Origin of the sequence: Bacillus sp. UNC69MF, from assembly GCF_000746035.1 — a bacterium.
GTDB lineage: Bacteria > Bacillota > Bacilli > Bacillales > Bacillaceae > Bacillus > Bacillus velezensis.
Genome location: NZ_JQKM01000003.1, coordinates 111,268 through 125,049 on the forward strand (window position 1 = coordinate 111,268; position 13,782 = coordinate 125,049).

At 51.3% G+C, this 13,782-nt stretch carries 13 protein-coding genes; 7 read left to right on the forward strand and 6 right to left on the reverse strand.

Translation table 11 applies throughout. The features are described from left to right. Positions 1–38 precede the first annotated feature (38 nt). The 7 genes from BR62_RS0100540 to BR62_RS0100570 all read left to right on the forward strand — a co-directional run bounded on the left by BR62_RS0100540 (position 39) and on the right by BR62_RS0100570 (position 6,226). Entirely contained in the window at positions 39–458 is a 420-nt protein-coding gene (locus tag BR62_RS0100540) for a lipocalin family protein (RefSeq protein ID WP_007407821.1), read from the forward strand. Continuing rightward, on the forward strand, positions 448–972 hold the full coding sequence (locus BR62_RS0100545) for a hypothetical protein (protein ID WP_007407820.1): 525 nt from the start codon (positions 448–450) through the stop codon (positions 970–972). Before BR62_RS0100540 ends, BR62_RS0100545 begins: the two co-directional genes overlap by 11 nt. A gap of 68 nt (positions 973–1,040) precedes the next feature. Beyond that, the gene (gene yidA / locus BR62_RS0100550) at positions 1,041–1,853 is read left to right on the forward strand and encodes a sugar-phosphatase (RefSeq protein WP_015240895.1); all 813 of its coding nucleotides are present in this window, start codon (positions 1,041–1,043) and stop codon (positions 1,851–1,853) included. Between the two features lie 70 nt (positions 1,854–1,923). Continuing rightward, a complete protein-coding gene (locus tag BR62_RS0100555) occupies positions 1,924–2,874 on the forward strand; it encodes a sugar-binding transcriptional regulator (RefSeq protein ID WP_032869313.1) in 951 nt (316 codons plus the stop codon). A gap of 80 nt (positions 2,875–2,954) precedes the next feature. Next, a complete protein-coding gene (deoC, locus tag BR62_RS0100560; protein WP_004393277.1) occupies positions 2,955–3,623 on the forward strand; it encodes a deoxyribose-phosphate aldolase in 669 nt (222 codons plus the stop codon). A 92-nt stretch (positions 3,624–3,715) separates the two neighbouring features. Further along, positions 3,716–4,897, forward strand: coding sequence for a NupC/NupG family nucleoside CNT transporter (locus tag BR62_RS0100565; protein ID WP_004393280.1), 1,182 nt, complete (start codon positions 3,716–3,718; stop codon positions 4,895–4,897). Positions 4,898–4,924: 27 nt separating this feature from the next. Beyond that, the gene (locus tag BR62_RS0100570) at positions 4,925–6,226 is read left to right on the forward strand and encodes a pyrimidine-nucleoside phosphorylase (RefSeq protein WP_015240894.1); all 1,302 of its coding nucleotides are present in this window, start codon (positions 4,925–4,927) and stop codon (positions 6,224–6,226) included. Between the two features lie 39 nt (positions 6,227–6,265). Here BR62_RS0100570 and BR62_RS0100575 read toward each other — a convergent pair whose 3' ends face one another. The 6 genes from BR62_RS0100575 to hutP all read right to left on the reverse strand — a co-directional run bounded on the left by BR62_RS0100575 (position 6,266) and on the right by hutP (position 13,723). Further along, positions 6,266–7,684 carry an amino acid permease gene (locus BR62_RS0100575; RefSeq protein WP_007407815.1) on the reverse strand — a complete coding sequence of 473 codons (1,419 nt, stop codon included), beginning with the start codon at positions 7,682–7,684 and terminating at the stop codon, positions 6,266–6,268. 70 nt (positions 7,685–7,754) lie between these two features. Beyond that, positions 7,755–8,705, reverse strand: coding sequence for a formimidoylglutamase (gene hutG, locus BR62_RS0100580; protein ID WP_017418560.1), 951 nt, complete (start codon positions 8,703–8,705; stop codon positions 7,755–7,757). Next, positions 8,698–9,963 (reverse strand): imidazolonepropionase, encoded by a 1,266-nt coding sequence (gene hutI / locus BR62_RS0100585; RefSeq protein WP_032869315.1) that lies wholly within the window; start codon positions 9,961–9,963, stop codon positions 8,698–8,700. Before hutI ends, hutG begins: the two co-directional genes overlap by 8 nt. A gap of 1 nt (position 9,964) precedes the next feature. After that, positions 9,965–11,629, reverse strand: a complete 1,665-nt coding sequence (gene hutU, locus BR62_RS0100590; protein ID WP_032869317.1) for a urocanate hydratase — start codon at positions 11,627–11,629, stop codon at positions 9,965–9,967. After that, on the reverse strand, positions 11,626–13,164 hold the full coding sequence (hutH, locus tag BR62_RS0100595; RefSeq protein ID WP_007407811.1) for a histidine ammonia-lyase: 1,539 nt from the start codon (positions 13,162–13,164) through the stop codon (positions 11,626–11,628). Before hutH ends, hutU begins: the two co-directional genes overlap by 4 nt. Before the next feature lie 112 nt (positions 13,165–13,276). Next, positions 13,277–13,723 carry a hut operon transcriptional regulator HutP gene (hutP, locus tag BR62_RS0100600; RefSeq protein ID WP_007407810.1) on the reverse strand — a complete coding sequence of 149 codons (447 nt, stop codon included), beginning with the start codon at positions 13,721–13,723 and terminating at the stop codon, positions 13,277–13,279. Between the last annotated feature and the right edge of the window lie 59 nt (positions 13,724–13,782).

Consider the following 13,782-nt stretch of genomic DNA (forward strand, 5'->3'; position numbering starts at 1 on the left):
AAGTTACAGGCGTAAAAAAGCTTCAAAGGAAGGTGATCATGTTGCGGAACATACGGATTTTCATCATGACGGTTCTTGTTTTCGGATGCGTCATGATAACAGGCTGCTCGCAAAAGAAAGCAGACGATACCCCTTTTTATTACGGGACATGGGATGCAGGGCTGAAGCCGGGCCCGATGGACGGGGTCAGATCTGAAACCGTCACGTTTACGAAAGACAGCGTGCTGACAAAGCAGGTCATTCAAGGCCGCGGCGAGGTTGCCATGCCCTCAGATGTGTACAAGGTGATCTCACAAAACACGGACGGGACGATCGAGATTGAATACCTCGGACATCCGCACCCCGTCAAAAGCACGTTGAAAAGAGGAAAAAACGGTACGCTCATTTGGAAGATATACGGAGAAACAAAAACAATGACAAGAATAAAAACCGGCGGGGAGGATGCACATGAGAAATAAGGCTGCCGACAGACTCGTTTTGACGGGTGTCATCGTACATATCATTCAATGGTTTTCACTGTTATGGTTATTTTTTATGCTTTTTGATCAGTTCGGGCGTTTTACCATTTACAATCCCAATGTCGTCAACGGAAGCATGCAGTCTTTTTCATTCTTTGATATGATGCGCGCTCTTCTGTTTTCCGGCACGCTGCGGAATACGCTCCTGCTGTTTCTGTTTGCGGCAATGCTCATTTACTTGTGGGTGAACGCTCTGTTTATCCTGCTGGAAATCGTTTCTTATATCATGATCAGGCGGAACAGCCGTTCATTATGGGCATACTTTCCCGCAGCGATGGGAATAAAGCTTGCCCTTCTGGACATAGCGGCCGTCCCTTTCTTTGCGGCGGGGCTGATGCTCTTGAAGCAGAAAACAGATGACGGCGGCGAACAAGCTGACAAGGGGAAAAGACGGCCCCGCATCCGGAGGCAGGCCCGGTTTACGAAGAGAAGGCGGAGAAACTCGTCCGTTTGATTTTTCATTGAAACGAAAAAACGATATGATGAAAGCATAAGAAGAAAAGGATACAAAGGAGATGCAGGATGTACAAGTTAATCGCAATAGATATGGACGGAACACTACTAAACGATCATCATGAAGTGACGGCTGAAGTCCGCGGGGCGCTTGATGCCGCCAAAGCGGAAGGGGTCAATATCGTCCTGTGCACGGGCCGGCCGATCGGCGGCGTGCGTCGGTATTTGGAAGAGCTGAACTTACAGGAAGAAGGCGACTTTGTGATTGCCTATAACGGCGCACTCGTCCAAAATACGTATACAAACGGTGTCGTGGCCGAGCAGTCATTAGGTTATGAGGATTTGAAGTCGCTTTACGAGCTGAGCTTACAGCTGGATACTCCGATGCATTACTTTGACACAGCCAATCTGTACACGCCGAACCGGGATATCAGTGAATACACGGTATACGAATCATACATTACGAAAGTGCCGCTTCATTTCCGCACGATCGATGAAGTGCCGAAGGATATTCTGATTCCGAAAGTCATGTTCATTGACGATCCGGACAAGCTGGAGAAAGCGATCGCTTCCATTCCGGAATCATTCAAGGAAACATACACAATGGTCAAAAGCGCGCCATTCTTCCATGAGATTCTTCACCCGAAAGTCAGTAAAGGAAACGCAGTCAAGCTGCTGGCCGAAAAACTCGGCATTGAACAGAAAGACGTCATGGCAATCGGCGATAACGGCAACGACATGTCCATGATTCAGTGGGCCGGCTGCGGTGTGGCAATGGCCAATGCCATCCCGGAAGTAAGGGAGATAGCTGATTTTGAAACGAAATCAAATAACGAACACGGCGTGGCGCATGCGATTCAGGAGCTTGTGCTGAAAAAATAGGCACCCCATCAGAGGGTGCTTTTTTACCGCGTGTTTTGGTGATATGATAAGCGGAGAGGGGAGGCGCGACATGGATCGTGAAAAACAGCAGCTCAGCATAGAAGCGGCAAAACTATATTATCAATCAGATTACAGCCAGCAGCAGATCGCCGAACGGCTTGATCTGTCACGCCCCACCGTTTCAAGGCTGCTTCAGTACGCAAAGGAAAAAGGGTATGTTCAAATTCGCGTCATGGACCCGTTTGAGGATCTGGACGAACTCGGCGCGAAGCTGGAAGAAAAATACGGGCTGCTTGAGGCGCACGTCGTCTTTTCTCCAAGCGACGATTACCAGGCCATTACACATTACTTAAGCCGCTATGGCGCAGACTATATGCATAAAACCGTAAAGGACGGCGATATACTCGGCGTAAGCTGGGGGACGACGATGTACCAGATCGCAAGCCGCATGGAGCCGAAGCAGGTAAAGAGCGTTGAAGTCGTGCAGCTGAAAGGCGGCATCAGTCATTCCAATGTCAATACGTACTCGTCAGAAACGATTCAGCTGTTCGCCGAAGCATTTCAGACCATGCCGAGGTATTTACCGCTGCCGGTTATATTTGACAGCGCCGATGTGAAACAGATGGTCGAACGGGACAGACATATTAAGCGGATCATTGAAATGGGCAGACAAGCCAATATCGCCCTGTTTACGGTCGGAACCGTCCGGGATGAGGCGCTGCTTTTCAGACTCGGCTATTTCCGGGAAGAAGAGAAACAATTGCTGAAAGCACGCGGAGTCGGCGATATTTGTTCGCGCTTTTTTGACGAGGAAGGCAGGATTTGCAGCAGCAGCATTAACGGCAGGACGATCGGAGTCGAGCTCAGCGACTTGAAAATGAAAGAGCGTTCGATTCTGGTGGCGGGCGGCAGCAGAAAATGCAAGGCCATTCACGGTGCCCTGAAAGGAAAGTACGCCAACGTTTTGATTACCGATCAGCATACGGCCAAAAAACTCATTCAAGATTGTGACAATTCATGAACATAATTTCAATTACCAATTTACATATGTTCAAAATTCGGTTATTCTAAACGTATCCTAGGAAAAAGGAAGTGCATACAATGTCAATTGCAAGTCAAATAGACCATACTGCTTTGAAACCGCATACACAAAAAGCGGATATTTTACAACTGATAAAAGAAGCAAAAGAATATAAATTCGCTTCCGTTTGTGTAAACCCGACTTGGGTCAAACTCGCAGCGGAGGAACTGAAAGGCACTGGAGTTGACGTTTGCACCGTTATCGGCTTTCCTCTCGGCGCAACGACATCGGAAACAAAAGCATTTGAAACGAAGGATGCCATCTCAAAAGGGGCAACTGAGGTTGACATGGTCATCAATATCGGCGCATTAAAAGACGGCGATGATGAAGCGGTTGAAGCTGATATCCGTGCGGTAGTTGAAGCAGCTGATAAAAAAGCGCTCGTCAAAGTGATCATCGAAACATGCCTTTTGACAGATGAAGAAAAAGAGCGCGCGTGCCGCTTGGCGGTATCCGCAGGCGCAGATTTCGTCAAAACGTCTACCGGTTTTTCTACAGGCGGGGCAACGGCTGAAGATATCGCTCTTATGAGAAAAACAGTCGGACCGGACATCGGGGTCAAAGCATCAGGCGGCATCAGAACAAAAGCTGATGTTGACAGCATGATCGCTGCGGGCGCGAGCCGGATCGGCGCAAGTGCGGGCGTCTCTATCGTGAGCGGCGGAGACAGCGGCAGCAGCGACTATTAATCAGCAGTGCGGAAGCTGAAAGCTTCCGCCATCCTCTTTCTTTGTTGATGCATAAAAAATTGTAAGCGAATACAAATAAAAGGAGAACACATATGAAGTATCTCATCGGAATTATCGGAATCATTGTGTTTTTAGGTCTTGCCTGGCTTGCCAGCAACGGCAAAAAAAGAATCAGAATCCGGCCGATCGCCGTCATGCTCGTGCTGCAGCTGATTCTCGGTTATATTCTCCTCAACACCGGTATCGGGAATTTTCTTGTCGGCGGTTTTGCAAAAGGATTTAACTACTTGCTGGAATATGCATCAGAAGGGATTAACTTTGTATTCGGCGGGCTTGTGAATGCGAAACAGACGACGTTCTTCATGAGCGTGCTTCTGCCGATCGTCTTTATATCCGCTTTAATCGGAATTCTGCAGCATTGGAAGGTCCTCCCCTTCATCACGAAGTATATCGGTCTTGCGTTAAGCAAGGTGAACGGAATGGGGAAAATCGAATCTTACAACGCTGTCGCATCCGCGATTTTAGGGCAATCAGAAGTCTTTATCAGTTTGAAAAAACAGCTCGGTTATCTTACTGAACAGCGCTTATATACGCTTTGTGCGTCCGCAATGTCGACGGTCTCAATGTCGATCGTCGGTTCTTACATGATGATGCTGAAGCCTGAATACGTCGTGACGGCGCTTGTGCTGAACTTATTCGGCGGATTTATCATCGCTTCTATCATCAACCCGTACACCGTCAGCAAAGAAGAGGATTTGATCGTCGTTCCTGAAGAAGAAAAGCAATCCTTTTTTGAAGTGCTCGGTGAGTATATAATGGATGGATTCAGAGTCGCCGTCGTCGTAGCGGCGATGCTGATCGGATTTGTCGCACTCATTGCTCTGGTCAACGGCGTTTTTAATGCGGTCTTCGGCATTACATTCCAGGCGCTGCTCGGATATGTCTTCGCGCCGTTTGCGTTTTTAACCGGTATTCCGTGGAATGAAGCGGTGAGCGCCGGAAGCATTATGGCGACGAAAATGGTATCGAATGAATTTGTGGCGATGCAGACACTCTCATCCGGCGATTTCCATTTCAGTGCGCATACACAGGCAGTGGTATCTGTATTCCTTGTCTCATTCGCGAATTTCTCCTCTATCGGAATCATTACCGGTGCGGTGAAAGGGCTGCATGAAAAACAAGGAAACGTCGTCGCGCGGTTCGGGCTGAAGCTGCTGTACGGCGCAACGCTCGTCAGCTTCCTGACAGCGGCGATCGTCGGATTGATTCACTGAACATAAATGAAGGACAGGTGATAGATCATGAGAATGGTAGATCTTATTGTAAAAAAACAAAATGGAAAAGAACTGACAACAGAAGAAATTCAATTTTTCGTAAAAGGATACACGGACGGAAGCATCCCTGATTATCAGGCAAGCGCGCTGGCTATGGCGATTTACTTTCAGGATATGACAGATCAGGAGCGCGCCGATCTGACAATGGCGATGGTGAATTCAGGGGAAACGATTGATCTCTCCGCCATTGAAGGCATTAAGGTCGACAAGCACTCTACGGGCGGGGTCGGCGACACGACAACTCTCGTACTCGCACCGCTCGTCGCGGCGCTCGGCGTTCCCGTCGCTAAAATGTCCGGCCGCGGTCTCGGCCATACGGGGGGAACCATTGATAAGCTGGAAGCGATCGAAGGCTTCCACGTGGAATTGTCAAAAGATGAATTCATCAAGCTTGTGAACCGCGACAAGGTAGCCGTCATCGGACAAAGCGGCAATTTGACGCCTGCCGATAAAAAGCTGTATGCGCTGCGTGATGTAACGGGTACGGTGAACTCCATCCCGCTGATCGCAAGCTCAATTATGAGTAAAAAAATCGCCGCCGGAGCAGATGCCATCGTGCTTGACGTCAAAACGGGAGCCGGGGCGTTTATGAAAACGGATGAAGACGCCGTGAACCTCGCCAAAGCAATGGTGCGCATCGGAAACAACGTCGGCCGCCAGACGATGGCCGTGATTTCTGACATGTCGCAGCCGCTCGGTTTTGCGATCGGGAATGCTCTGGAAGTACAAGAAGCCATTGATACATTAAGAGGGGAAGGGCCTGAAGACTTAAACGAACTCGTCCTCACGCTCGGCAGCCAAATGGTCGTATTGGCGAAAAAAGCTGAGACATTGAAAGAAGCGAGAACAAAGCTTCAGGAAGTCATGAAAAACGGCAAAGCGCTTGAAAAGTTCAAAGAGTTCCTGAGCAATCAGGGAGGAGACGCTTCTGTCGTTGACGATCCGTCCAAACTTCCGCAGGCAGCGTACAAAATTGACGTTCCGGCGAAAGAAGCGGGTGTCGTTTCAGAAATCGTCGCTGACGAAATCGGCGTCGCAGCGATGCTGTTGGGCGCGGGACGTGCGACAAAAGAGGACGAAATCGATCTTGCCGTCGGCATTATGCTCCGCAAAAAAGTCGGTGACAACGTCGAAAAAGGCGAACCGCTCGTCACCCTTTACGCCAACCGCGAAAACGTTGACGACGTGACCGCCAAAGTCTATGACAACATCCGCATCTCAGAAAAAGCGGAAGCGCCGAAACTGATTCATACGCTGATTACGGAATAAGAGAAGAAAGGCACATACCTCATCAGTATGTGCCTTTTTTTATGGCATGGTTTTATCCAAATGAATGTCACGGACGGATTGTTTCGGCTGTTTCTTTCTCAAAAAACGAATGAGATAGCACAGGATCATACAAGGAATTCCGCAGAAGAGGGCGATTCTTTGATTGGGATCAAATGCAAGGCCTACGCATGAAGCGAAACATAAGATCACAGCGGCGATCGGAACGAGAGGGTATAACGGTGTGCGGAAGGTCAGATCCGAGACGCGTCCGCCGTTTTTCACATAATGTTTTCGAAATAACAGCTGAGACAGGGCGATGCTCATCCACACCACGACGCCGGCAAATCCGGCTATTGCCACGAGCACCACGTAGACCGTGCCCGGGGCGGCGATGCTTGAGATCAAGGATATGCAGGAAACGGCCATGCTGGCGAGCAGAGCATTCAGCGGAATGCCTTTTGGCGTGACTTTTTTGAACCGGGCGCTGATCATGTTTTCATTCGCAAGAGACCACAGCATCCGGGTGGAAGCGTACAGTCCGGAGTTGGCGACCGAAAGCAAAGCCGTTAAAATCACGAAATTCATGATATCTGCGGCGTATGGGATACCGATTTGGGAAAAGACCGCGACAAACGGACTTTCAATCACACCGGCTTCCTTCCAGGAGATCAGTCCGGACAGCACAAAAATGGCGCCGATAAAAAAGATGACTGTTCTCCAGGCGACATTCCGGATCGAACGCGGAATATCTTTTGCCGGATTGGCGGTTTCGCCAGCGGTAATTCCGATCAGCTCCGTCCCTGAAAAGGCGAAGCTTACGGAAATCATTGCGATGAAAACCGCAAGAAAGCCGTTCGGAAACAGTCCGCCGTGCGAGGTGAAATTCGACAGCATCGGAGCTTCACCCGAACCGTGCAATGAAATCAAACCGAACATCGCGGCGCCGCCTAAGATGATAAATAAAAGGATGGTAACGATTTTGACGCTGGAAAACCAAAACTCTGTTTCTGCAAACAATTTAACGGAGAATGCATTGGCCGCAAAAAGGAGAGCCGCGAAAATCGCGCTCCACATCCAGACGCTGCTGTGGGGAAACCAGCGCTGCATGAGGATACCGGAAGCTGTAAACTCCGATCCTACCGTCACCACCCAATTCACCCAATACATGATACCGACCATAAAGCCCGTGGACGGCCCGATAAACGTTGTCGCATACGTTTGAAATGAACCGGTCACAGGCATGGCTACTGACAATTCTCCGAGACACTGCATGACAAGATACATCATCAAGCCGCCGATCAGGTAAGCGGCGATCGTCCCGCCCGGCCCGGCCTGGCTCAATGTATACCCTGTGCTCAAAAACAGCCCCGTGCCGATGACCCCTCCCAATGAAATCATAAATAAGTGCCTGCTTTTCATCGTGCGCTTTAGTTGATTGCCGCCTTGATCAACATCCATCGTGATCTCCCCCTTTTTGCGTGGCGTGAGAATCTTCCGGCAGCCGAGAGCACGCGTGCCGGATTTGACTTTAACGTGACAATTTAAATCCCTTTAATGCATGTAAAATGACGTGTGCGGCTGCCCGGCTTGTCATATCGCGAAAATCAAGTGTCGGATCAACCTCAACGATCTCAATACCCGAGATGTCAGCCTCCTGGGCTAAAAACCTGACCGCCTGAAGCAGTTCCTCGGTATACAGGCCTCCGGGGCCGATCGCGGGGCAGCCGGGCGCATGAGCTTGATCCAGCACATCCATATCAACCGAAATAAAAATGGCGTCAGCTCTTTTTTGAACGGCCGGCAAGACCTCTTGTATCGTTCGGAGGAGCCCTTTCTCACGGATCATCTCCATTGTATGCACGTCTGCCTGACGTTCTTTTACATATTGTTCATATGCCAAGCTGTTGCTGAACTCCCTGATTCCAAGCTGAATCAGATTTTGTCCGCTTATGATATTTTCATCTAACAGCCGGCGGAATGGCGTGCCGTTTGTCGGTCCTCCGTCTTCTGTGTTGCGGACGTCGTGGTGGGCGTCGAATTGAAAGACGGCCGTTGTTCCTTTCGTTTCCGCAATGGCTTTAATGGTGGAATAACTGATGGAGTTGTCGCCGCCGAGAATGACGGGCACCCAGTCAGGCTGGTCCGTCAGAATGTCATGAATGGTCCGATAAATGTGTTCGTGAGATGTGACGACATCCGTGACGTGAATCTGAATATCACCGATATCGTAAAGATGGTCAATGACATGCTCCCGCAGCTCCGCGGAATAAGCGGAAATCCCGCCGAGCGCCCGGCGGATCGCACCGGGTGCAAAGCAGGCGCCGGAATGGCTGATTGACGACTTAGAAAGCGGAACGCCGATCAAAGCCGGCCCCTTGATCGTTTGTCCCGCCCACGCTTCCGTCACATCGCCGATCCTTGTCACATGGCGGTCGTTGAAGAGGGAGCCGGCTTTTTGCAGAAACGGATACTTATCCAAGAGCGGCTCCCTCCCTTGAGACAACCGTCTTTCCATTCTTGATGACACGGCGGACATGATTGACGCCGTAATGATACGGGATATACATGTAATTCGGCGCTTCCCAAATGACAATGTCAGCCGCCCGTCCGGCTTTAATTTGTCCGGCCTCTTCGCCTTTTCCGATCGCATACGCGGCATTAACGGTGACAGCGTGCCAGATTTCTTCCGCGGTCATTTTTAAATGAAGCGCGGCAATCGACATAATGAGCTGGAGATTTTCCGTCGGTGAGCTGCCCGGGTTGAAGTCAGTCGCCAAACTGACCCGTACGCCCGCATCAATCATCTCCCGGGCTCTCGCATAAGTGTGTTTGCCGAGATAGAAAGTCGTGCCCGGCAGCAGGACGGCGATCGTTCCGGACGCCGCTAGCTTTTCGATGCCTTCGTCAGACGCCCCCACCAAATGATCGGCAGAAACAGCATGCAGCTCTGCCGCCAATTCCGCGCCGCCGAGCGGGTCAATCTCATCAGCATGGATTTTCAGGCCGAAACCAGCTTCAGACGCCTTTTTCAGGTAGTCCCGTGACTGGCTGACGGTAAAGACGCCTGTTTCTGTGAATATATCGGCAAATTGCGCGAGGCCTTTTTCTTTTATTTCAGGCAAAAGCTGCAGCATGCGATTCAGAAATTCGTCAGGGCTGTTCCGGTACTCAGGCGGAATGGCGTGTGCCCCCATAAAGGTCGTGACAAGGTCGACCGGCTGGCGTTCGCCCAGTTTCTTCGCCGCGGTCAGCTGTTTCAGCTCCGTGTCTTTGTCGAGTCCGTACCCGCTTTTTACTTCTGCCGTCGTGATGCCGTATGACAGCATGCGTCCGAGGTGAAAAAGCCCTTTTTCAATCAGTTCTTCTTCGGAAGCGGCTTTCGTGTCTTTGACCGTTGACAAAATGCCGCCGCCTTGCGCCAGAATATCCAAATAGGACATGCCCTGAATTTTTAAATTCAGTTCTTTTTCCCGGGACCCTCCGAATACAAGATGGGTATGGGGATCGACGAGGCCGGGGGTGACGAGCCGTCCCCCGCAGTCGATGATGTCACTTGCCTCGTATCCATCCTCCGCTCCTTGATGTCCGGCAAAAACAATGCGCCCGTCGGAAATGCCGATGACGGCATCTTCCGTGACATGAAGATCCTGCATGCTTCCGCCTGATCGGGGGCAGCCGGATTCCATCGTCAGCAGCTGGCCGATGTTGGTGAGTATGGTATCTATTTGTTTCGGCATGTTACCGCTCCTTTTTCATCGGTATCATAATGTCTTGTTCCTCGGCGACTTGAGCCGCTTTTTCATAACCTGCGTCCGCATGGCGGATGATGCCCATTCCCGGATCGCTTGTCAGAACGCGGGAAAGCCGTTGTTCCGCAAGGATGCTGCCGTCAGCGACCGCGACCATTCCCGCGTGAAGGGAATACCCCATGCCGACGCCCCCGCCGTGGTGAAAAGAAACCCAGCTTGCGCCTGAGGCCGTGTTGATCAGCGCGTTCAGCACCGCCCAATCGCCGACCGCGTCGCTTCCGTCTTTCATCGCTTCTGTTTCCCGATTCGGAGAGGCGACAGATCCGCAGTCTAAATGGTCTCTTCCGATGACGATCGGGGCTTTCAGCTCGCCGTTTCTGACCAATTCATTGATGGCGAGCCCCATCTTTTCCCGTTCACCGTAGCCGAGCCAGCAAATACGGGACGGCAGGCCTTGGAATGTGACTTTTTTCTGTGCCATGTCAATCCAGCGGTGAAGGGCTTGATTTTCTGGAAACAGCTCTTTTAATAAAGCGTCCGTGCGGTATATATCTTCAGGGTCTCCCGACAGCGCAGTCCAGCGGAACGGCCCTTTTCCTTCACAAAATAAAGGCCGGATGTAGGCGGGAACGAATCCCGGGAAATCAAAAGCATCGGCGAGCCCCTCATCTTTGGCAGCCTGGCGGATATTGTTGCCGTAATCAAAGACGACGGCACCTTTTTTCTTGAAGGCAAGCATGGCTTCCACATGCTTTTTCATACTCTGCTTGGAAAGCCTTACGTATAATTCAGGCTGATCCCGGCGCAGGCGGTCGGCCTCTTCAAGTGAGTATCCTGCCGGAATATAGCCGATCAGCGGGTCGTGAGCGGAAGTCTGATCGGTCACGATGTCAATATGGACCCCGCGGTTCAAAAGCTCATGATGCACCTCAGCCGCATTGCCGAGAAGGCCGATCGATAAAGGCTCTCCGGCTTGTCTGGCTGCTTCGGCCCAGCGCAGCGCTTCGTCAATTGATGCGGTTTTACGGTCGCAATAGTTTGTTTCAATGCGTTTATCAATCCGTGTTTCATCCGCTTCAACGGCGATGACGACGCCATCATTCATTGTGACGGACAGCGGCTGGGCGCCTCCCATTCCGCCAAGTCCGGCCGTCAGCGTAAGGGTTCCTTTCAGACTGCCGCCGAAATGCTGTCTCGCAAGCTCCGCAAAGGTTTCATAGGTGCCTTGCAAAATACCTTGTGAGCCGATATAAATCCAGCTGCCGGCCGTCATCTGCCCGTACATCATCAGCCCTTTTTTCCCAAGGTTATGGAAATGCTCCCAATCCGCCCATTTCGGCACGAGAACCGAATTAGCCAGCAGGACGCGGGGCGCGCGGCTGTGCGTGCGGAACAATCCGACAGGTTTTCCGGATTGGATCAGCAGTGTTTCATCATCTTTTAACATTTTGAGGGAACGCTCAATCGCGTGAAAAGCATCCCAGTTTCGTGCGGCCTTGCCTATGCCGCCGTATACGATTAAATCCTCCGGCTTTTCGGCAACCTCCGGGTCAAGGTTGTTTCGGAGCATGCGGAGCACGGCTTCCTGCTCCCATCCTAAGCATTCAAGTTCGGTGCCGCGGCCGGCGCGGATTGATTTCTTTACATCAGTCATCTTGTAAGTCCCCCTTCATTGGTCATCAGTTTTTGGTGATGCTCATTCGGCAGAAAAGACTCCTTCTTCAGCCAGTCACTCAGATGCTCGATGTCATAAGAAAACACGCGGTCTTCTTGTATGGACGGCACGATGTTTCTCATTTCGTGATAGAGCTGTTTTGTGTACGAGGCGCAATGTTCCGCACCCCGGTACTCCACGGCCTGCAGCGCGCAAATGGCTTCAACGGCAAGCACCCGTCTCGTATTCGCAATGATCTGGTAGGCGTGCCTTGAGGCGATGGTTCCCATGCTGACGTGATCCTCCTGGTTTGCCGATGAAGGAATGGAATCGACACTGGCGGGATGGGCCAGGGTTTTATTTTCTGACACGAGGGAGGCCGCCGCATATTGCATGATCATCGCTCCGGATTGTAAGCCGGGCTGCGGGCTCAGAAAGGGCGGCAGGTCATTCAGCTGCGGATTCACAAGCCGTTCGATCCGGCGTTCAGAAATATTCGCAAGCTCGGCCGCCGCCACTTTGAGAAAATCCATGGCAAAGGCGATCGGCTGTCCGTGAAAGTTTCCGCCTGAGATGATTTTGGCGCCGTCTTCGAAAATGAGCGGGTTATCTGTCGCGGCATTCATCTCAATTTCTAATTTTTCTTTTACATACGCTAATGTCTGCCATGATGCGCCGTGGACTTGAGGAATACAGCGGATCGAATAGGCGTCCTGGACACGCAGCTCCCCTTGGACGGTCGTCAGCTTGCTGTCTGACAAGTAATAGCGGATTCGCTCTGCGACATCCATCTGTTCCTGATAACCGCGGGCGGCATGAATGTCCTCGTCAAACGCATCGATAATACCCTGAAGGCCTTCGATCGTTAAGCTCGCAATCCGTTCCGACTGATAGGCCAGCTTTTCGGCTTCGAGGTAAGCGATCAGCCCCATCGCGGTCATGGCCTGCGTTCCGTTGATCAGCGCGAGTCCTTCCTTAGAGGTCAGGACGGCCGGCTGAAGGGTTGTCTGTTCTAAAGCATGAGCTGTCGGCATCCGGGCCCCTTCGTAAAAGACTTCGCCTTGACCGATAAGCGCCAGTGCGAGATGAGAAAGCGGCGCCAAATCCCCGCTCGCCCCCAGTGACCCTTGCTGCGGGATGACCGGGTGAATGCGATGATTGAGATACGCGAGCAGTTGATCAATCAGCTCAGTCCGCACGCCGGAAAAGCCTTTCAGCAGGGCATTGGCGCGCAAAAGCAGCATGGCCCGCGATACAGATTCCGGAAACGGATCACCGACGCCGCACGCGTGAGAAAGAATCAGATTCAGCTGCAGATCCGCGGCGTCTTCTTTTTGAATCAGCACATCGCTGAACTTGCCGAATCCCGTCGTAATCCCGTAAATGGTCTTCTCCTCTTGAACGATCCGTTCAACCGCCGCCCTGCTTTTTTTCACACGTTCCATGCTTTCGGCAGATGCTTGAACCTCTTCAAAATCAAACAGCACACGCTGGGCATCTGCGGTTGTCAGTGAGGAACCGTCTAACGTCACCATCATTTCAACCCCTTTTCCTTTACTTTGGTAAAGCGCCCATACAAAAAGGAGCTATGCCATGAAAATGATATTTCACGCATAGCCCCCTATCATCTGAAATCTATGGGCTGATTCATATGTGATTAATTCCGACTCCGAATGTTTCGTGCTCAAGCCCCTTAATCGGAGCTCCGATCGTGCCGTAAAGTGAAACGGCGATCCAATCGCCTTCCGCCTCGCTTTCATACGGATTTCCCCGCAAGACGGCAAACTTCAGGCCCACGGTACGAAGCAGCGAGCCAAGCAGCATTTCGCCCCTCGTCACTCCGTGCAAAGCTTCCATTGTAGCGTGATACAGCGCATGTGATTCGCGATAACCCTCAGATTGAATGACGCCGCTCTTTTTGGAAGCGGTTTCAATTGCAGCTACCACCTTATGCGCATCCATTGAACCCACCCTGCCGAGACAGACTTTCCAGCCGTCCCGTTCCAGCCGTCTGATCTGCTGGTTTTCTTCAGTCTCATGAAGCAGAAGAAGGACGGATAAGCGCCCGATGCGGCGGTCTTTGTGTAAGGTCATATATGCTTCACTCAATTCTTAAATATTCTGATAACTAGTAACTGTTTTTTATATTAAGT